Below are 20,382 nucleotides of genomic sequence, written 5' to 3'. Positions count from 1 at the left end.
TCATGCTGGACAAACGAACAGACAGAGTGGTGCTCTGGTTTGCCTTGATAGTTGGTATTGTTTCTGGAGTTGGGGGCTACTTTCTCTGGTATCATCCAGTGCCAGCCCTTCTCGCTGGCTTTACGATGTTCCTGCTTGTTTTCGTCATCTACCATTATGCTGGCTGGGGGTTGAAATGGAGAGGCATGGTATTTGGGATTTATGGAGCAGAGGAGGAAGACGAGGAATACTATGACTATGTTGAGAAACACATTGACAGCAGCCAAAGAGGTAAAAAATGAATCTTGTGACAAGAGAGCGGATTCTGGTTCATCTTTCTCTATATTCCAGATACGAAAACGATTTCGAGGTACCAGATGCTATCTCGCAGGAAGGAATTGCAGAGGCAGTTTATGCACCTAGAGCCCATGTTTCCGCAGTGCTGAAGGAAATGAGAGAGGCAGGTGTGGTTTATTCGAAGCTTGCACATGTGAGCAGGGGCTTGCGCAGAAAAAATGTGTATTTTTTGACTGAAAAGGGAAAGGAAAGTGCGAAGCCATTGATAGCAAAGATTAAGGCAGAGATGCCTGAGGCAGTTGATGACCTCCAGACGCTAATGCAAAGAATTGCTGGAAAATCAGAGCGAGTTCTGGAAAAAAGAACAATTGAATTGTTCGGGAGAGATTTAGAGATAAAGAAGGTGAATGAGTTTCTGGCAACTGGGAATGGGAGAATCCTTGTGATTTATGGACTGCCAGGCATCGGAAAAACCCATCTTCTGCTCTACATCGCTCAACTTCATGCATTGCCTTATATAGATTTTCCACAGCCAGTAAGCTCTCTTAGTGAATTTTATACTACTCTAGCAAATGGGCTTGCGAAGAAGGGCAGGTTCCGATTGAAGAAAAATCTTCAGCGAAATGGTTACAGTCCAGAAGTTAGAGCGCTTGCAATTGAGGAAATGAACGGGCTTACAGTTTGTATGGATAATATTCAGAACCTATGGACAATGCAGGAGGAACTACGAAATTTTCTCGCCGAGAATGTGAAGCTGATTGTTGCGACTAGGGAGAGACCCAGCTTTTATACCGAGAGGGATGTTGCCTCTGGTCAAATGGTTGAGATTCAACTTCCAGCACTTGATGAGAGCGCCAGTGTATTGTTGCTGGCAAAAGAAGGAGTTAATGAACGAGAACAGAGGAGCGAGATTTATGCGAAGGCAGGTGGGCATCCACTCATGATGCTCTTGCTTGCAAAAGGAGGCACGGTGGCAAACTGGAAATATCTGTTTGACGAGGTGTTTTCAAAATTGAGTGCAAGTGAGAAACATGTCCTCCAGGTCCTTGCTTTAGCAGGTGAAGTTCCATTGTTGTGGGAACAACTTGGAATTGCTGAGGTGATGGGACTTGAAAGAAAGGGCTTGGTTTACTGGGTTGAAAATTCCTGCTATGTGCATCCACTGCTCAGAGATTTTGTGGTCGGGGCAATGGGCGCACAGGAGCGACAAGCACTGGGTAAGGAAATCTGGGAACTTGTTGGTAAGTTAAGTGAGGCTCCAGCTCTGAAAGTGGGTATGCGTGTGCTGGTTGAAACAGAAAATTATGAGGTTTTGGCCGCATTTCTAGCAGAGCATTTCAGTGAAATAATAGGCATGTTTGAGACAGGTTTTCTCGAGACGGTAGTTGAGAAACTGAGGAAACTGGAGAGAGGGGAAATTGAGTGTATGCGGGCAGAACTTGCAGTGAGGAAGGGCGAATGGATGCATGCTATTGAAATTCTTTCTGGGATTAAGGAAAAGCTTCCTAAATTCTGGGAAATGGAAAAATCTTACATTCTTGCAAGGGCTTACAATTTAGGCATGGATTTTGCGAGAGCGATTGAGGTTGCTGATAAAGGTTATAGAAGGTTCCAGCATCCGAAGTTTCTGCTAGTGAAAGGAAGGGCATATGCGGGAATGGGTGAGTTGGACAAAGCGATGGAAGTATTCTTGGATGCACTTGCTGCAGGTGCAGAGCAGGGCATTGCCCTTGCAGAGCTTGGAAATTTGTTGATGGATAAGGGGGACTATGAGCAAGCAGTCGGATATTTTGAGCGGGCGATTGAGGCAACACCAGATGGTGGAATTAAGAACAAAATCAGGATAAACTTAGCAATTTCAGAAGTAAATTTAGGCAAGAGAGAAAAGGCAGCAGCATTGCTTCATAATGTTTTGAAGGAAACAGAGGATACTGGAGAGTTGATAAATTATGGGTTTGCAGCTGTGAATCTTGCACATGTTTTGCTGGAGGAGAAGCCAGAGGAGGCAGAGACGCTTGCATCGAAAGCTTTGAAGATTGCTGAGAAACTAGATCTGGAGTTGCTCGAAGCACCTGCATTGATTAATCTTGGAAAGGCAGAAATTGCACTCGGGAGGGAAGAAGAGGGGAAGCGAAAGGTGGCTATGGGCGAGGAAAAGTACGCGTTGCTCCGTGCAAATAGCAAGAAATAGCAAAATAATATATATGGCGTTCTTCTTCTAAGCTCAACAGAATGTTATAGAATGGAGGAATAAATTTGACCACGATTGAAGAGCTGATGGCTAAGGAGAAGATAACTCCAGTGGAATTAAAGGAAGCGATGACACTTTGTTTGACTGCGGTAATGAATGGCGATAGAACTCAGGCGGAAAATACAATCAGAACCCTAGCTAAAGATGTTGGAGTGGATTGGGATAAGGAGACCTTGAATAGAGAGAAAAGTATGACGATCATGCACCGCCTTAGACCCTTGGGTATGCGGTCTCGAGATCCAAGGTTGTTTCAGGAAAATTTCCAGAAAATGATGATGTTCATAAACAAATGTAATTGGTAGGAGAATAAACTCGAGTTATCGGTTTTCGGTACCTGACCCCATAGCCAGTGTTTTTTCCCTCTTTTTATAAGTAAACCAAAAATATTTATCTTCCATGAAGTTCACCCAAATTGCAGAGGTGGATTTCCATGCATCAAAATGAAAAAAGCTGCAGTTGCAGCAGGGAAGCAATATGGCCTGAATGCAAGTTTCAGATTGTGAGGAAGGAAAGGTTAGCTCAGAATATAAATTTATGGGAAGTTACAGCTCCATTGATTGCAGAGAGGGCGCAAGCAGGGCAGTTCGTGATGGTGCGAATTCACGAAAAGGGTGAGCGAATTCCATTGACGCTAGCAGATTGGGACAAGAGCAAAGGAACAATTACACTCGTGTTCATGGAAATCGGGAAGACAACAAAGCAGATGGGGTTGCTGAAGGAGTGCGATTGCGTCCCAGATTTGATTGGACCTTTAGGTGCTCCCACACATGTGGAAAAGTTTGGTACTGTAGTTTGCGTGGGTGGCGGTGTTGGTGTCGCACCTGCTTTTGCAGTTGCCAGAGCAATGAAAAGTGCAGGTAACAAGGTGATTAATATAATGGGTGCGAGAACAAAGGACTTGCTTTTCTGGGAGAATAAAATGCGAAGCGTGAGTGATGAGTTGATTGTTACCACAGATGATGGAAGTTACGGAAGAAAAGGGGTTGTCACAGAGCCGCTGAAGGAAGTGCTGGAGCGGGAAAAAGTGAACCTGGTGTTTGCTGTTGGGCCAGCAATTATGATGAAGTTCTGTGCAGCTACAACAAAGCCATTCAATGTAAAGACGGTTGTGAGCTTGAATCCAATCATGGTTGATGGAACTGGAATGTGCGGCTGCTGTAGGGTGACAGTGGGCGGAGAGACAAAGTTTGCGTGTGTCCATGGACCTGACTTTGATGGACATCTTGTGGATTGGAATGAGTTTATGGCAAGACAGAGAATTTATCTGGAAGAGGAGAAGCTCTCGCTCCAGCTGTGGGAAAACCAGATGAAGGGGGTGCAGTAAATGGCAAAGTTGAATCTTGAGAGAACGCATCTACCAAAGCAGAAGCCAGAGGAGAGAGTAAAGAACTTCAATGAGGTGGCTTTGGGTTTCACGGAGGACCTGGCTGTTAAGGAAGCGGAACGGTGTCTGCAATGTCCGAAGCATCCCTGCATTGACGGCTGCCCAGTGAATAACGACATTCCCGGCTTTATCAAGGCAATCAAGGAAAGAAATTTTGTTGAGGCGGTTAGAGTTCTGAAGAAGACGAATGCACTACCTGGAATCTGTGGTAGAGTGTGTCCGCAGGAAAAGCAGTGCGAGGCCGTGTGCACGCTGGCAAAGAAAAATGCACCAATTGCAATTGGAGCACTGGAAAGGTTTGTGGCTGACTGGGCAAGAGCACATCCAGATATGGTTCCAAAGGATGAGATTGCACCGCCAACTGGAAAAAAGGTGGCGGTTGTGGGTTCTGGGCCCGCCGGACTTACCTGTGCTGCAGACCTTGCAAAGATGGGGCATAGAGTGACAATTTTCGATGCGTTGCATTATGCAGGTGGCGTGTTGATGTACGGGATTCCAGAGTTCAGATTGCCAAAACAGATAGTGCAGGAGGAGGTGGATTATGTGGCCTCGCTCGGTGTTGAAATCCGACTGGATACAGTGATAGGAAGAATGGTTACAGTGGATGAGCTTTTGCAGAAATACGATGCAGTGTTTCTAGGCACAGGTGCTGGCCTTCCAATGTTTTTGAATATTCCGGGCGAGAATCTGAATGGAATTTATTCTGCAAATGAGTTTCTCACAAGAATCAATTTGATGAAGGCGTATCTTTTCCCTGAGTATGATACTCCAGTGAAGAAGGGGAAGCGAGTGGCGGTGATTGGTGGCGGAAATGTGGCAATGGATGCAGCGAGGTGTGCAAAAAGGATTGGTTATGAGGAGGTATATGTGGTTTATAGACGGGGAAAAGCAGAGATGCCTGCAAGAGCTGAGGAAGTAGAAAATGCAGAGGAGGAAGGCATTATCTTTAAGTTCCTGACAAATCCGAAGCGGTTCATTGGAGATGAGAAGGGCTGGGTTAAGGCAATGGAGTGCTACGAAATGATGCTGGGTGAGCCAGATGCTTCTGGAAGAAGAAAACCGATTCCGAAGCCAAACAGTGAGTTCACAATGGAAGTGGATGCGGTGATTGTTGCTCTCGGGACAAGTCCCAATCCATTGGTTTCTTCAACGACACCTGGACTTGAGACTACAAAGCATGGAACCCTTGTGACGGATGAGAAGACAGGAAAGACAAAGAAGGATAGGGTTTGGGCTGGTGGAGATGCTGTGACTGGCTCTGCAACGGTAATCAGTGCGATGGGTGCTGGAAAGCGGGCTGCAAAGGACATAGATGCGTGGCTGAGGGGAAGGTAAACAGTGCTGGCTACCTTAGACCCATTTTCCAAAAATGGAAAAATTTTCAATTTTTTTCTAAAAATGGAAAATGTACACTCCAGAAACAAGTAACGATTTTTCATATGATTTTTAATTCATTACATATTTCTAATCAAATCGTCTTTTATTATTTTTACTCTCTCCACTTGTCCTTTTGCAGGGTATCTCTCATAAAACCCATCTCTTCTGAATTTGTTTTTGATATTAGACCACTTTGCAATTTTTTGCTCAAAAACCCTGGGTGCTTTATCACGCATCCATTCGTCAAAGGTAGTGTTGTCTTTTAGAAGTTCGCCTAATACCCTGACAAAAGCTTTTAGGGTCACGCTTTCAGTAATCATGTATTTTTTATCGCCCCATTCTGGGGAGAATACATTGGATACAGCTTTGAACCAGTCGATAAATAATTCTGTCACCGTGCAGGTGATTTTCGAATCAAACCAAGAGACATCACCAAATTTTTTCCGTATCTTTTCGTCATTCACAAGTTTGTAAATTTCATTGAAGAGTTCCGATTGTAAGATCCATTTTTCCTGTCTGCTCCTTCCGCCCAATCTGTTTATCTTGTATCTCAATGGAGACCTTGCATCCTCATACAGACCAATGACAACTTTAGCAGCGAGTTTTTTCTCCTTGCTAGTACTAAAGGTCACTTTCTCCATTAAGTCCACTAAATGGGATTTGTTTATTTTGGTATGAGTGGAATTTATGATTACAAACATTTCGGCGGCGAAATCTTCCTGACGCCCATCAAAAATCATTACTGGCACATATATGTTTTTTATATTTTCAGAATTCTCTTTGGCATAAAAATAAAGTCCAGCTAATCTATGCTGTCCATCGATAATATAGTATTTTTCTCTCGGCTCGGTGAGGTTGCCAACAGTATCATAGTTTTCCAATGGTTTGAAATCGAGTTTTTCAGGAGTGTACAACAGAATTGCACCTGGGATCAGCGGCTGCTCATTAGCATTTCTATAAAAATCTCTTATATCTCTGACCTTTCTGCGAATTAACATTCGCTGGAATGCCTTATCTGTTTTTTCAATCTTTGAGATAAATTCTACAATCTCATCGTTCTCTTCTTTCTTACTAGGACTCTCCATAGGCAACTCTTCCCCTTCCAGATATTACCTAGTCATGAACCTGACTTTTTCCAGAATGTCTTCTGCACGATAATTTACGAAATAAAAAACACCGTCTTTCTGCTGGATTTTTATTGCGAGCATATAAAACCACCAGCGTTGTATTATTATGGGTGTATTTAATTTTTTTGTATAGAACCCGCACGAGAAGGGCGATAAAGATTAGCCATTACTGAGACTTGGAGATGGTAGATTATACCATAAATCCAAATCTTTATATTCTGAGAAGAAAGGATTTTTGCATTAGTGCTACATTATTGTTAAAATATTTAATATATAATTCTAACTTTGATATCTACTAATCGACTTTCTCCATAAGATAACTAAAAAGTTATAACCTTTTGGTTACAGAGAGAAGAGTAAATTGAAGAAGAAAAGAAATAATGAATACAATAGATAACTCATATTTGAGTTCTAGCAAGAGAGTTAATACCAAAAATCCAAAACTACACGAAGGTTTCTTATTCAAAGCAAAAATGACGAGAAAAGAATAAATATAGGGGATATATTATCATGAACATGGCATATGAGCAAATCTTTGGTTGGGCATATAGTATTGGGGCTAACATTGTGAATAATGAAAAAATGTACGATAGAGATACAGGGAGAGATCTTCTCAGGCGTTTGATCTTTGATTTAAGGGCTGAGGAAACACCAGGACGCTTTTTAGAAAAGTTGTCTAAAAGGTTGATGGAATATAAAACGAACACAAATATCCAGGCAAATGTATGGATACATCCAGAAATAATGAGAACAGAGTGGCATGCAGATAGTTTCTATTATATGAAAGCGGCAGTACTCACTGGTCTTCTGAACGCACTGTCCTCGTCAGGTAAGGAATTAGAAAAAGGAGGCGAAGAAGAATGAAAGTCGTACAAGTATCGATATTAGGAAAGATATCGGGCAATGTGAACGCCGATGAAGTGATTGGTACGAGAGTGACGCTGAAGAAAATGTACTCTTCAAGTGGGGAAGTACTACCATTCGTGTCTGCTAGAGCCGTGAAGTATGCGATACGGGATGCGTTACGAAACCGAGGTTTGGAAGTAGATCCATTTATTAGTGATCCGAAGGCGACAGAGGCGCTTCGCTTAGCAGATACAGGGGACCCTAAGAAGTATGTTGACAATGATCTTTTTGGATACATGTCAACAAAGGGTAGAGGTAAAACCGCAGAGAGACGCCAGGCACCAGTTGCCCTTTCTTATTTCAAAGCAATAAAGGACACACCAGTAAAATCCGAATTTGGTGCAAGGTTTCCAAGACAATGGGCAGGCAAAGTAGATGATAACCCAGTTCCTTTCGAAGTCGAAATTGCGGAGTTTGTTGGAAAATTGAATTGCATAATGTATGACTATATAGGCAAATTTGAAGATGGCTCGGTGTTGGATGGTGGAGAGCGGGCAAAAAGAATAAAAAATTTTGCCGAGATCTTGCTTGCGCCAGCATACGTACTCCCACGACGTACAAATTCATTGAATATCCCAGAGTACATAGCATCACTAGTGGTGCTCTCAGAAAATGGGCCATTACCTATCTATCAACACCTCGATTATGATTTTGAAAATAATAGAATATCTTTAGAAAACCTAAAAATGATTACGAACAGAGAAGAGATTGTAAATAAAGCCAGTAAAATACTGTTTATTGATTACAAGGGCAGCATAGGTGATTTACCACAAAAAATAGAAAAAGCTAGTGTCGGCAAGGCAGTTGACGAAATCACTAAATTTCTATGAAGAATATGAAAGCTCTGGTAATTAGGATTACCTTTTTCGAAGCGTTCTTTAAAGTGCACTATACTAAAACTTCCAGGCTGAGCTATCCCATTCCGCTGCCAACATCTGTAGCTGGAATGTTTGGAAGTATGCTTGGGCTCTCAAGAAGAAATGCTGCTCGCACCTTTACAGATTGTGTTTTCGGTGCATGTGTAGATTCTTCTAAAAAAATTGCCGAAAACAGGGAGAATGCTACCTATATGCTCTTCAGTAAACTTAAACAGCAGAATAGGGGTAAGGGCGTAGAAACCATTTCAATTCTTAACGAGCCCACATACTTAATAGCAATTGGGGGTGATGAATCAAAGATTATGGAAATAGGCAATCAGCTCAGTAAAGCGATATGTTATCTCCCATTTGGTGGTCAAAATGACTTTTTCGTAAAAGATTGGGAAATTGTTGGCAATTTTGAAATTAAGAATAGTGAGTTCGTCTCAAATTATATCCCAACCATGTGGATTGGCGAGATAACATCGGGTACCTCTTTCCAGATATTGCCCGTAAACCATAATTTGGCAGATATTGATAAAAATTTCACATTTATTCTTAATGGGTGTGTCAAACTGAAAAAGGAGCGTATGAATGAAATAAATACGGTTGAAGTAAGCGGTAAGTACATTGCGCTCTATCCACTCCATAAATTTGTATTGGTGGGGGAATGGAGGACATAAGGATAGAATGGGAATCTCCCTATGCGAAAGAAAGTCATCCAAACAAATGTCTTTTTTGCCATGTAGATGAAGTACGACGAATATACAGGAAATTCTCGTCTTTTTACGGATTGAACGACAAAAAGATAGAAGAGATGATTTCGGAAGTAATAGAATACCATGATTGGGGTAAGCTCAATCCAGCTTGGAATTTCAACGGGGAGACGACGCATGCTGATTTTTCTGTACAATATTATCTCAAGAAGAAATCCGAAGAAAAACAAGATCTTGGTGAATATGACTGCTTGGTAGCATACCTTATTCTAAAACACCATGGAAACTTGAGAGTAACTACAGGATTTGAGCGATACCGAGAATTGATTGAGTCGTTGGGGCCAGAAGGAAAATTGAGGAGTTGGTTCTTTAACACTTTTGATTTCAAAAAAAGAGTGGAACTCGCTGATGCGTATGGCCTCTTCAAGATTGCAGATTGTCTATCTGCATCTTCTAAATCTGGATATATACCCAGAAAGCCCGATTTAAATGAAGCAAATTTGAATAGTTTTCTTAACGACCCATATAGGAAGGCGGAGCAAGAGGATATCAAGAATATAGGTAGAATCGGTTTTCTGAGAGCACCTACTGGTTGGGGAAAAACTAGTGCATCTCCTTTATATATTATTAATAAAGATATAAAAAAAGTGTTCTTTATTTTTCCAACTATCACTGCAATAAATAGTTTTCATAATAAATTGAGCAACTTATTTGATTCAGATGTTGGGAAGTATTTCTACTTCTATGATGTTGAGATTGCAGATGAAAGACTAGAAAAGAGCTATGTTGATTGGCGAATTTTTGAAAGCCAGCATTTTCTCCAACCTTATATGATAACCTCTATTGACCAAGTTCTGCTTTCATTTCTTCAGACAGGTAGTTATCATATGAAACGTGTAATGTTCAGGAATACTGCAGTTATTATAGATGAAGTGCATCTACTAAATGATAAAATGCTCTTTTTATTACTTCATATTTTTAAAAAATTCATCGATGTTTACAATCTTAATATTTTATTTATGTCTGCCACTTTTCCAGACGGGTTGAGAGAGGCAATTCGAGAAAAAATGGGCATAATAACAAATGAGAAAGATTTTGTAGATAGAATTAGTTTGTGTGCTGACCTATGTAGGGTTAAATTTGAAGTGAGGGAGTGCATGCTTGCAGAGGAAGTGGCCAAAGTTGTAGAAGCAGGTAAAAAGAAGAAAGTATTGGTTATCTGCAACACAGTTGAAAGTGCCGTGAAAATTAAGCGTGAAATAGAAAAATACGAAGGAGTATGTTCTCTTCTCCTTCATGGGAGGTTTATATACAACACTAGAAGAGAAATTGAGGAAAAAATTGAGGAGTTAGCGACAACTCCACATATATTGGTCGCTACACAGGTCTGTGAAGTATCTTTGGATATTTCATATGATGTGATGTTCACAGAGCTGGCACCGTTGCCATCTCTTATTCAAAGATTCGGGCGAGTCAACAGGAGAGGTAAAACGACAAGAGAAGTGAATGTGTTTATTTACAATCCCGAAGTAAAAAATGAAAAATATTATCCCTACGAACGAGATGAATTAGAAATTTCTAAAAAATTTTTAGAGGAATTGCGGGAGATAAAAACTGAACTTGAGTTGTTTAATAAGCTGAATGAGGTATACTCAAAAGAGGAGATGTTAGAAAAGCTCAATAAGGCAGGAGATGAATTGAAGCTTGAAACTGGGTTTGAAAACACAAATAGGGCTGGATATTTTTTCAGCTTGGATATATCAGAGGAAGAGGCAATGAAACTATTGTCCTATCGAGAGAGTTTCACAACTTTGATAATCCCATACACGGGTCTCATTTTCTCTGAGACCGAAGAAGGGGAAGCTTTGATGGGTAGAATTGAAAGATTGATAAAAAGATACGAAGAGGAAGACGAAAAGTTATCTGTTGTCTCACAACTGAAGGGGTATGCTGTTCAGGTGCCAATATATTCTGTGAAAGGATGTGTAGATAGAAGATACGGAGGTTTGCCACTCGTTAATAAAGCAGGGAATTTTGTTTACCACGAAAGGTATGGTTTTATAAGAAATGAAGAGCTAAACACAGTCCTGGGGTGAAAGAAATGTGGAAAGAAAAACTTAGAGAGTTTATTTTTGAGAAAGATGTAGATGGAAACTACAATGTGGACACAGAGTACATAATGGGAATTTGGGATATATTCCCTAACCTTGTGCCCTTTAAAGAGACAGATAGAGGGTATGCGGGACAGAGATGGAAAATAAAAAACGATATTGATAAATATAAACAAGAAAACAACAGTGAAATGGTTAGAAATAAAATTATGGAATTTCTGGAAGTTATTGTTGAACAATCTATAAATGAAGAAGCCAAGTCATTTATTTGGCCCACTATGATTAAAGAGTCAAATTTGAATATGATCGGAGAAGGTGTTGAAGAAGAGGAGGAGCTCTGGCGAGTTCTGTACTTAATATATACGGGGGTCAAATTCGGCAGCTATATCGTTAATATGGATAATATCGGCGATTCTGGCAGAAAATGGTTGCGGAATACGCTAATAACATCTACGGTGATAATGGGAAGGAAAGGCCTGGATTTCAAACCAATAATGGAGAGACTTAAAATCAGGTTCAATCCTGCATCGCAGCCGTTTTTCAGCACACTAGTACTTCTCCAGTTCTGGGCAGTTAAAGGATTGGAGGATTGGCGTAAATATGAAGGTGAAACCAATGTTGAACCATGGGAAAGAATAATTTCTGAAAAATTTGGAGCGGATTTTGGGTGGTCTGAAAATACGACATTAGTAATATTTGGGAGAGAAACAAAAGGGATGTATCATGTGTTCCCTCAATCTATAAATCTAATTAAAAAGTGGTTAAATCCAGAAAACACTACAGTTGAATTTTTGAATTCAATTGTAAACATCTCTGACCAACAACTCAGAGAATTGGCCACCAAAAAAAGGGAGATGTTGGTGTATTATCTCCTCAGATATCACCGTATTAATGGGGAGCTTCTTTCACAGATTATAGAAATAAAGTGCAACACAGAGCTGAAGAAGCATAGAGGTATTTATGGTGTTGCAGGGGCAAAGCAATTCTACGGAATCCTCTGACGAAACCATAGAAATAGACCCTGAGATTTTAGTAGGTGGAGTAAAGGTAAACTACTATTTTCATTGCAAAACCCAGCTCTGGCTTTTTTCTCATTATATTACATATGAACAAGAATCTGATTTAGTTATTGCTGGTAAGATACTTGAAAAAGAAAGTTTCAAGAATATCAAAACAAAAAATTTACTTATAGATGATAAGATTTCGTTAGATTTTGTCAAAAGTTCTGGTGGTTTGGTTGTGGTAGATATAAAGAAATCAAGCAAGTTTGAAGAAGCCCACATCTATCAAGTTCTGTATTATCTCTGGTATCTGAAAAATATAAAGAAAGTTTTGAAAGTTAAGGGCATCGTAGCGTATCCAAGTGAGCGGAAGAGGACAGAAGTAAATTTGACTGCTGAGAAAGAATCTGAAATGTTGAGAATTTTGGAAGAGATTAATAAGATAATCTCTTTACCAGAATCTCCAAAGCCCGTTTACAAACCCTATTGCAAGTCCTGTGCCTATTACGAATTCTGCTGGGTGTGAGAAAATGAAAGTAAACTATTACATCTTGAGAAATGGAAAACTGCTTCGGAAGGAGAACACAGTGTACTTTGTGTTTGCAAAGGATGAAAGCCAGCCACAGCCATTTTCTGCAGAAGTGGATGGAGAGGAAGTAGAGGTAGAAACCGAGAATTTGTCTGAAAAGCCAGAGTATGAGAGAAGAATTTTACCAATTGAACAGATCAACTCAATTTTTGGAATTGGCAGGGTGTCAATAACATCTGGAGTAATCTCATTTCTGGCAAAGCAGAAAATTCCAGTGCATTTCTTTGGCTATTACGGACATTATGAATCTACACTGTACCCGCATGAAAGTTTGCTTTCTGGCGAGATGCACATAAGACAGGCAGCATACTATCTAGATAGAATGAAGCGTTTAAAACTCGCAAGAAAATTTGTCGAAGGTGCTGCAAAAAACATTCTGCGAAATCTGGAGTATTACCAGAACGAGGGTAAGAATCTGAACGAGGAGATTATTACGATAAAAAATCATATCGCGAATTTAGACCAGTACAATGATGTGAGTGAATTGATGGCAATAGAGGGAACAATCAGGAACATCTATTATGGCACATTTTCTAAAATTCTGAAGGAGACATTTCAGTTTGAGGGTAGAACAAAACACCCACCAGAGAATCCAATCAATGCAATGATCAGTTTTGGCAACTCCCTCTTGTATGGAGTGACGATAAATGCAATATACCATACGCAACTGGATCAAACAATATCTTTTCTTCATGAACCTTCAGAGCGAAGATTTTCTCTCTCTTTGGATATCTCAGAGATTTTCAAACCGTTTCTGGTAGATAGAACAATTTTTAAGCTTGTGAACAAGGATGTGATTACAGAAAACGATTTTGTGAAAGAATTGAATGGATGCCTGCTTAATAAATCTGGTAAAGAAAAATTTGTTAGAGATTTTGATGAACGGCTTAAGACAACGATAAAACATAGAGAGCTTGGAAGAAATGTGTCTTACGAACGCTTGATATACCTTGAGTGTCTGAAACTTTGCAAGGAATTTTTGAGCTTGAAACCGTATGAACCGTTTGTTATATGGTGGTAGAATATGTATGTGATAATTGTGTATGATGTGAGTGTGGAAAGGGTTTCCAAAGTGTGCAACTTCTTGCGTTGTTTTCTGGCATGGGTGCAGAATTCAGTGTTTGAAGGCGAATTAACTGACTCTCAATTCTTGCGTGTAGAAAGTGGCTTGAAGGAGATTATAGACGAGAATGTAGATTCTGTGAGGATTTACATTCTGAGAACATCTGATGCTGTAAAAATTAAAACGATTGGTGTTGAAAAAGCCCAGTTAGGCACGATTATTTAAATGTCATTGTAGTATTTGCTTAGGGCGGGTGAGAAGTTATAAGCCATTTCCACATAGGTAAGAATTTAATTGTCTTGTTTTCAATCTTCAGTTTATCTTCATAGTCCCAAGTGATTGTTAGTAATTCTTTACAATTTAGCTGCTCAGAAGCTTTAATTAAAGACCTAATTTCTCTTCTTTCAACTTCATCTTTTCCCGATGCGCATGTGACTTGAATTAAGAGAGTTACTCTCCTGTCATTCTTGATTACGAAATCTACTTCGTGTTGCTGAGCATCCTTCCAATAATAGACCTCTGATTCTTTGGCCCAATAACTTCTTCTTCTCAACAACTCTACAGCAACCAGATTTTCCATTAAGCTACCAATATTTTCAGATATTTTAAAGCCGATTGTATTTACAATCCCGTTGTCTATGCAATAAATCTTCTTTGGTGCAATAATACTCTCCTTAAGTTTTGGAGAATATTTTTCTAATAAGAAAATTAAATATGCATTGGAGAGATAACCAGTGTAATCTTTTACTGTGTGGACGCTTTTTAAGTTTAAGATGTTTTTCAGTCTATTGAATGACACTTCCTGTGCGCAGTTTGAAACATAGCATTTTGCCAACTCCTTCAGCACATTCTTAAATTTGATGTTGTATCTTAGGATTACATCTCTCTCAACAATATCACTATAGTTTTCAGAGATGAAACGTCCTCCTACCTTATGGGCTAGGGGGAAACCGCCCGTTTTCAAGTATTCAACCAGCAAATTTTTTGTCTTTGCTATATCCGCCGTTAGGTACATGTTTGGGTTGAAGTCGTTTAAGAGCAAGTACTCCCTGAAACTGAAAGGAAAAAGATCAAAGTCAATGTGTCTCCCAGTTAGAAAAGTTGCAAATTCTTTGCTCATTAACCTCGCATTGCTGCCCGTGATTATCACTTTTTTAGTTGGTAATATCCTGGATATGAATCTCTCCCAGCCATCAACATACTGAATCTCGTCGAAGACTATAAACTCCACGCTCCCCTTTAAGGAGGCTATGGCTTCTAGGAGGGTATTCAGTTCTTCCCGTCTTAGCTGGAGTCTTTCATCCTCGAAATTTACATATGCAGCATTTTTCTGCTGAGTTAACATAAACGCAAGCATAGATTTACCGCATCTTCTCACTCCTGTAATTATGCTTGCTACATCCTCAGTTATTTTCTCCACTTTTAGCTCCCTTTCTACTATTTTCTCAGTTCTCACTTTACTCTTCAATTCCTCTTCCTTATCCACTATTGCGGATTTTATGGCTTCTGTGCTAACCATATGTTAGTTGGTAATACAAACTTTTATATGAAGTTTGCGTTAGTGATGCAAATATTTCTTATCTCCATATTGACTTGAGTTTGCTGACTACGGTTCTCATGCATAAGAAAATAGAGTTTTTTGTTCTTAGGGATAGGGTAGAGAATCATTTGTGCAGTGACAGCATACCGCTTAGACAATGGGGAAATATTATGTGATGATTGATAGAGATTACGCTTTTGTGGGGATTTTGTAGATGAGAAAGAAATGTATTCGTCGGGGATCCATGCGTGAGGAATACATTATTATACATCCCCGACAATTAAGGTAATGAATTTGCGTTTAAACCCACAAAATCTCAAAAACTTGCCCGTGTTCAAACTGGACTAAGGTAGGATTGAAATATATACACACTAACTGGCTGAAACCTATCATACAAACGTTCAAACTGGACTAAGGTAGGATTGAAATTTATAATACCTCTCTATTTCCTCATAGATTGTCCTGGTTCAAACTGGACTAAGGTAGGATTGAAATCTTTTTTTGCTGGGTTATACGCCATTATGCGATGCGGGTTCAAACTGGACTAAGGTAGGATTGAAATACGCATTTCTCATTGCCCTAATGTATTCTTTCATTTCTGTTCAAACTGGACTAAGGTAGGATTGAAATATGATACTTGGAAGTATTGGATTAGCGATTTCTAAGAGTTCAAACTGGACTAAGGTAGGATTGAAATATGTCGCCTTGTCATCAAACAATGTAATGCTCGCCAGTTCAAACTGGACTAAGGTAGGATTGAAATGTGGATTTTGCCAGGGGGGTGGATTGAAATGAAATTAGTTCAAACTGGACTAAGGTAGGATTGAAATAGTCATTCTCGCTATCCGTTAACTCACTATCCCAGTAGTTCAAACTGGACTAAGGTAGGATTGAAATGAGCTTGCCCAATCCTGTGCAACCTATCCTCCGCCTGGTTCAAACTGGACTAAGGTAGGATTGAAATCTATCATACACAAACGCAATTACATTAACGCATATTGTTCAAACTGGACTAAGGTAGGATTGAAATACAGGCGGAATTAGACATGATAGCAGAGATGCTAATGTTCAAACTGGACTAAGGTAGGATTGAAATTTGGGCAAACAACCAACTCAACTTCTAATACTACATGTTCAAACTGGACTAAGGTAGGATTGAAATAGCAGTGTTGTGAATGCTTATGCATCTGATGTTAGCCGTTCAAACTGGACTAAGGTAGGATTGAAATTTTGTGCTGGAAGGGACAGTTCCCTCACGGAAATACGTTCAAACTGGACTAAGGTAGGATTGAAATATGCATTTATCCAATAGTTTGTTGATGCTGGAGCATGTTCAAACTGGACTAAGGTAGGATTGAAATGAACGCAAATAGTGAAAAGCATAGTGGAATTGCAGAAGTTCAAACTGGACTAAGGTAGGATTGAAATCAAACTTAAACATAAATGTTAAACATTACAAACTATGTTCAAACTGGACTAAGGTAGGATTGAAATACTGTTAACCAAATGCATCATACTACCGCACTTTTTAGTTCAAACTGGACTAAGGTAGGATTGAAATGCATCGGAAAATGCTGTATCTGGTGCTGATGTGTTTGTTCAAACTGGACTAAGGTAGGATTGAAATGTAAATTTTACTGGAATATATTAAATACCTTTTCATAGTTCAAACTGGACTAAGGTAGGATTGAAATAGTGCGACTGGCTACAATGCTGTGTTGGTAATGCATGGTTCAAACTGGACTAAGGTAGGATTGAAATATGCTAATAAATTAAGGAGTAAAACATGTCTGTAAGGTTCAAACTGGACTAAGGTAGGATTGAAATTGGAGCAAATGGTTTTGTTTGGGCTTAAATCCGCACCGTGTTCAAACTGGACTAAGGTAGGATTGAAATTTGTGAACCCCCTGCATGTTTTGAAATGAGGATTTGCGTTCAAACTGGACTAAGGTAGGATTGAAATAATACTACATTGCAAGGAGGATTAGCCACGATTTCAAGTTCAAACTGGACTAAGGTAGGATTGAAATATAGTATTTTTGTTTGCAAAAAAATACTCAAAAATGTGTTCAAACTGGACTAAGGTAGGATTGAAATGTGCTTGGGGTAATACCCTATCATCACCATTTAAAGTTCAAACTGGACTAAGGTAGGATTGAAATAACACAAAAATAGAAATGAGAGGAAAAGAATTACCAATAGTTCAAACTGGACTAAGGTAGGATTGAAATGTATTTTTTACGGGATTAATGATATTATTGTTTATAGTTCAAACTGGACTAAGGTAGGATTGAAATGATACGACTGATATGCTCAATAGCCGCATCAATACCGTTCAAACTGGACTAAGGTAGGATTGAAATATAATCGTGCCCCTCCTCCACCACACATAAACCGCATGTTCAAACTGGACTAAGGTAGGATTGAAATATGTTTTTCTTATCCCACTCATACCATTTCATCTCAAGTTCAAACTGGACTAAGGTAGGATTGAAATACAAATCTCGGGTCAGATTTGAACCACAAATCTGCAAAGTTCAAACTGGACTAAGGTAGGATTGAAATAGAACAGTAGGGCTTTACGGAGGCCATTCCATAGGACAGGGTTCAAACTGGACTAAGGTAGGATTGAAATAGTAAATCAAGAAAAAATGCAAGAAATCCCGTTCAAGTTCAAACTGGACTAAGGTAGGATTGAAATGGTGGACAGGTATGCGTCCACCAGGCCACTCCCAGGGTTCAAACTGGACTAAGGTAGGATTGAAATAGTTATGCGGTAATGAGTTTGTGCAAATTCAAACAAAAGTTCAAACTGGACTAAGGTAGGATTGAAATCAGACGAGGAAAAATTTAGTTTGCACGAATTGAGAAGTTCAAACTGGACTAAGGTAGGATTGAAATAGCAAATCCATTACTCTCACATCTTCTTCAGCAACCTCGTTCAAACTGGACTAAGGTAGGATTGAAATAATCCTGTTCTATCTCCTCCCGATAAAGAATTAAATCGTTCAAACTGGACTAAGGTAGGATTGAAATTTAAAATTCCAATATCCCCAGATACCATCTTCACTATAGTTCAAACTGGACTAAGGTAGGATTGAAATATCGCTTACCTTATCAAAATTCGCATCTATCTTTTGGTTCAAACTGGACTAAGGTAGGATTGAAATTTTTCTCCCTCATAAACAACACCAAAAGCAAAACTCTCGTTCAAACTGGACTAAGGTAGGATTGAAATATACCTTTTTCTATCATCTCCCTAATAATAGCATAGTTCAAACTGGACTAAGGTAGGATTGAAATAAGTGCGGATGTGTTGCGATTGTGGAGTATTACTTCAATCCGTTCAAACTGGACTAAGGTAGGATTGAAATCCTGTAAAATCGTATATGCACTTTCTTGAGCAAAATCGTTCAAACTGGACTAAGGTAGGATTGAAATTAGACAAAACCTTCAGGTTTTGGCAGCCATTGTGGTGTTCAAACTGGACTAAGGTAGGATTGAAATTATATTAACAAAAACAGAATGAGTTTTGGTGAATAGTTCAAACTGGACTAAGGTAGGATTGAAATAAGATTTTCTGTGGATATACCTGTAGAGTCAATCTACGTTCAAACTGGACTAAGGTAGGATTGAAATGTAGCACGGATTGACTGGAAAGAAATCAGGAGCTGTTGTTCAAACTGGACTAAGGTAGGATTGAAATAAAGATTCTTTGAGTTTTTCAAACGCCCACCTTGCCTGTTCAAACTGGACTAAGGTAGGATTGAAATTTCAACACATCCTGCTTCTCCCTCCGCAAATATCCAGTTCAAACTGGACTAAGGTAGGATTGAAATACCAGCACCTTTTTGTTCGGTAGTAACCTGATTCTCTGTTCAAACTGGACTAAGGTAGGATTGAAATATTTCCTCATAGATTGTCCTGAAATCTATATCCTTGGTTCAAACTGGACTAAGGTAGGATTGAAATTTCTGAAATTTGCTATGATTTTGCAACCACAGCCATGTTCAAACTGGACTAAGGTAGGATTGAAATAGAAGCTGTGGACATATTGAGAGGTGAAAAAATGGAGAGTTCAAACTGGACTAAGGTAGGATTGAAATGCCAATTTGACAGAACTGAATCAGAAGATGCGTGTGGTTCAAACTGGACTAAGGTAGGATTGAAATGGGAGTGTGAAGTAACTGAGCGGGACAGGTTTGCGAGTTCAAACTGGACTAAGGTAGGATTGAAATCTTGGCGTCCAGCCCAGTTCTGCAAACACGGCGATGGTTCAAACTGGACTAAGGTAGGATTGAAATTAAAGTGTCTTAAACTGTGATTTCAAAATCGCCTGCGTTCAAACTGGACTAAGGTAGGATTGAAATATCTTAACCAGCATTTCCGCATTTCTCGCTCTTCTCAGTTCAAACTGGACTAAGGTAGGATTGAAATCTATCAAAAACAGAAAAAATAACTTGTTGCCTCTCCCAGTTCAAACTGGACTAAGGTAGGATTGAAATATGTTATGCCCACACCGCCCGCTTTGATGTTGCAGATAGTTCAAACTGGACTAAGGTAGGATTGAAATCTATAACCAAATAACAATTTGTTTTTAAACCTGAATGGTTCAAACTGGACTAAGGTAGGATTGAAATAAATCAGTCCCAGCCTGGTATGCTTGCCAGGCCAGGTTCAAACTGGACTAAGGTAGGATTGAAATTCCATTTCCTTCTCCGTTTTTTTCAAATCTTCTTTTTGTTCAAACTGGACTAAGGTAGGATTGAAATGTATAAAAACTATTCAAATTTAAAATACTATGGATTAGTTCAAACTGGACTAAGGTAGGATTGAAATAAAAAGAAATAATTATTTATGTTGGAAGTAAACTTAGTTCAAACTGGACTAAGGTAGGATTGAAATAATAATATCGCTTTCTGTAGGAATATTTTCAATTTGTGTTCAAACTGGACTAAGGTAGGATTGAAATTTGGATTATATGAAAATTCAATATTTTTTCTGAAGTGTTCAAACTGGACTAAGGTAGGATTGAAATTATATATGTCCATTAATAGTTCCCATTTTATCGGATTAGTTCAAACTGGACTAAGGTAGGATTGAAATGAAGTGATAAATTTGATAATGGATTGAGATGTGAGATGTTCAAACTGGACTAAGGTAGGATTGAAATACGGGCATTTA

At 39.2% G+C, this 20,382-nt stretch carries 15 protein-coding genes and 1 CRISPR repeat array (1 of these 16 cut by a window edge); of the genes, 13 read left to right on the top strand and 2 right to left on the bottom strand.

The window, feature by feature from the left end:
- Positions 1-2: 2 nt before the first annotated feature.
- From QXD64_06075 to gltA, 5 genes are all read left to right on the top strand, one after another.
- The gene (locus QXD64_06075; GenBank protein ID MEM3396882.1) at positions 3-281 is read left to right on the top strand and encodes a hypothetical protein; all 279 of its coding nucleotides are present in this window, start codon (positions 3-5) and stop codon (positions 279-281) included.
- Positions 278-2,467, top strand: a complete 2,190-nt coding sequence (locus tag QXD64_06070; protein ID MEM3396881.1) for a tetratricopeptide repeat protein — start codon at positions 278-280, stop codon at positions 2,465-2,467. The genes QXD64_06075 and QXD64_06070 overlap by 4 nt, the downstream gene beginning before the upstream one ends.
- 65 nt (positions 2,468-2,532) lie before the next feature.
- Complete coding sequence (locus QXD64_06065; protein MEM3396880.1) at positions 2,533-2,829, top strand: hypothetical protein; 297 nt, start codon at positions 2,533-2,535, stop codon at positions 2,827-2,829.
- Between the two features lie 128 nt (positions 2,830-2,957).
- The gene (locus tag QXD64_06060; protein ID MEM3396879.1) at positions 2,958-3,851 is read left to right on the top strand and encodes a sulfide/dihydroorotate dehydrogenase-like FAD/NAD-binding protein; all 894 of its coding nucleotides are present in this window, start codon (positions 2,958-2,960) and stop codon (positions 3,849-3,851) included.
- Positions 3,852-5,246, top strand: coding sequence for an NADPH-dependent glutamate synthase (gene gltA / locus QXD64_06055; GenBank protein MEM3396878.1), 1,395 nt, complete (start codon positions 3,852-3,854; stop codon positions 5,244-5,246). It abuts the gene before it with no gap.
- A 119-nt stretch (positions 5,247-5,365) separates the two neighbouring features.
- On the opposite strand, the gene QXD64_06050 is transcribed toward gltA, so the two are convergent.
- A complete protein-coding gene (locus tag QXD64_06050) occupies positions 5,366-6,373 on the bottom strand; it encodes a DGQHR domain-containing protein (GenBank protein ID MEM3396877.1) in 1,008 nt (335 codons plus the stop codon).
- Positions 6,374-6,931: 558 nt separating this feature from the next.
- Between QXD64_06050 and QXD64_06045 the strand changes: the two genes are divergently transcribed.
- Genes QXD64_06045 through cas2 form a run of 8 tightly spaced genes read left to right on the top strand, consistent with a single transcriptional unit; the run spans position 6,932 to position 13,883 of the window.
- Entirely contained in the window at positions 6,932-7,279 is a 348-nt protein-coding gene (locus QXD64_06045) for a hypothetical protein (protein ID MEM3396876.1), read from the top strand.
- Positions 7,276-8,151, top strand: a complete 876-nt coding sequence (cas7i, locus tag QXD64_06040; protein MEM3396875.1) for a type I-B CRISPR-associated protein Cas7/Cst2/DevR — start codon at positions 7,276-7,278, stop codon at positions 8,149-8,151. Before QXD64_06045 ends, cas7i begins: the two co-directional genes overlap by 4 nt.
- Before the next feature lie 5 nt (positions 8,152-8,156).
- Positions 8,157-8,861 carry a CRISPR-associated protein Cas5 gene (gene cas5 / locus QXD64_06035; protein MEM3396874.1) on the top strand — a complete coding sequence of 235 codons (705 nt, stop codon included), beginning with the start codon at positions 8,157-8,159 and terminating at the stop codon, positions 8,859-8,861.
- Positions 8,849-10,990, top strand: coding sequence for a CRISPR-associated helicase Cas3' (gene cas3, locus QXD64_06030; GenBank protein MEM3396873.1), 2,142 nt, complete (start codon positions 8,849-8,851; stop codon positions 10,988-10,990). Before cas5 ends, cas3 begins: the two co-directional genes overlap by 13 nt.
- Positions 10,991-10,995: 5 nt before the next feature.
- Positions 10,996-12,006: a hypothetical protein gene (locus QXD64_06025; protein ID MEM3396872.1), complete on the top strand. Its 1,011-nt coding sequence runs from the start codon at positions 10,996-10,998 to the stop codon at positions 12,004-12,006.
- Positions 11,966-12,532 carry a CRISPR-associated protein Cas4 gene (gene cas4, locus QXD64_06020; protein MEM3396871.1) on the top strand — a complete coding sequence of 189 codons (567 nt, stop codon included), beginning with the start codon at positions 11,966-11,968 and terminating at the stop codon, positions 12,530-12,532. Before QXD64_06025 ends, cas4 begins: the two co-directional genes overlap by 41 nt.
- 4 nt (positions 12,533-12,536) lie before the next feature.
- Complete coding sequence (gene cas1b, locus QXD64_06015) at positions 12,537-13,616, top strand: type I-B CRISPR-associated endonuclease Cas1b (protein ID MEM3396870.1); 1,080 nt, start codon at positions 12,537-12,539, stop codon at positions 13,614-13,616.
- 3 nt (positions 13,617-13,619) lie between these two features.
- Positions 13,620-13,883, top strand: coding sequence for a CRISPR-associated endonuclease Cas2 (cas2, locus tag QXD64_06010; protein MEM3396869.1), 264 nt, complete (start codon positions 13,620-13,622; stop codon positions 13,881-13,883).
- Between the two features lie 19 nt (positions 13,884-13,902).
- On the opposite strand, the gene QXD64_06005 is transcribed toward cas2, so the two are convergent.
- Positions 13,903-15,177 (bottom strand): ATP-binding protein, encoded by a 1,275-nt coding sequence (locus QXD64_06005; protein ID MEM3396868.1) that lies wholly within the window; start codon positions 15,175-15,177, stop codon positions 13,903-13,905.
- 353 nt (positions 15,178-15,530) lie between these two features.
- A CRISPR array of direct repeats spans positions 15,531-20,382; the repeat unit is 30 nt; unit sequence GTTCAAACTGGACTAAGGTAGGATTGAAAT; it runs 855 nt beyond the window's last position.

Source organism: Thermoplasmata archaeon (genome assembly GCA_038874435.1).
Taxonomy (GTDB): domain Archaea; phylum Thermoplasmatota; class Thermoplasmata; order Lutacidiplasmatales; family SKW197; genus SKW197.
Note: the sequence above shows the minus strand (reverse complement) of the source record. Positions and strands in the feature narration are given on the sequence as shown.

Excerpts from the sequence above, each read along its gene's own strand:
- cas2 (MEM3396869.1), top strand. The coding sequence starts at position 13,620 with ATGTATGTGATAATTGTGTATGATGTGAGTGTGGAAAGGGTTTCCAAA.
- QXD64_06045 (MEM3396876.1), top strand. The coding sequence starts at position 6,932 with ATGGCATATGAGCAAATCTTTGGTTGGGCATATAGTATTGGGGCTAAC.
- cas1b (MEM3396870.1), top strand. The coding sequence starts at position 12,537 with ATGAAAGTAAACTATTACATCTTGAGAAATGGAAAACTGCTTCGGAAG.
- cas5 (MEM3396874.1), top strand. The coding sequence starts at position 8,157 with ATGAAAGCTCTGGTAATTAGGATTACCTTTTTCGAAGCGTTCTTTAAA.
- QXD64_06060 (MEM3396879.1), top strand. The coding sequence starts at position 2,958 with ATGCATCAAAATGAAAAAAGCTGCAGTTGCAGCAGGGAAGCAATATGG.
- cas4 (MEM3396871.1), top strand. The coding sequence starts at position 11,966 with ATGGTGTTGCAGGGGCAAAGCAATTCTACGGAATCCTCTGACGAAACC.
- QXD64_06070 (MEM3396881.1), top strand. The coding sequence starts at position 278 with ATGAATCTTGTGACAAGAGAGCGGATTCTGGTTCATCTTTCTCTATAT.
- QXD64_06075 (MEM3396882.1), top strand. The coding sequence starts at position 3 with ATGCTGGACAAACGAACAGACAGAGTGGTGCTCTGGTTTGCCTTGATA.
- cas7i (MEM3396875.1), top strand. The coding sequence starts at position 7,276 with ATGAAAGTCGTACAAGTATCGATATTAGGAAAGATATCGGGCAATGTG.
- QXD64_06005 (MEM3396868.1), bottom strand. The coding sequence starts at position 15,177 with ATGGTTAGCACAGAAGCCATAAAATCCGCAATAGTGGATAAGGAAGAG.
- QXD64_06025 (MEM3396872.1), top strand. The coding sequence starts at position 10,996 with ATGTGGAAAGAAAAACTTAGAGAGTTTATTTTTGAGAAAGATGTAGAT.
- QXD64_06050 (MEM3396877.1), bottom strand. The coding sequence starts at position 6,373 with ATGGAGAGTCCTAGTAAGAAAGAAGAGAACGATGAGATTGTAGAATTT.
- cas3 (MEM3396873.1), top strand. The coding sequence starts at position 8,849 with ATGGAGGACATAAGGATAGAATGGGAATCTCCCTATGCGAAAGAAAGT.
- gltA (MEM3396878.1), top strand. The coding sequence starts at position 3,852 with ATGGCAAAGTTGAATCTTGAGAGAACGCATCTACCAAAGCAGAAGCCA.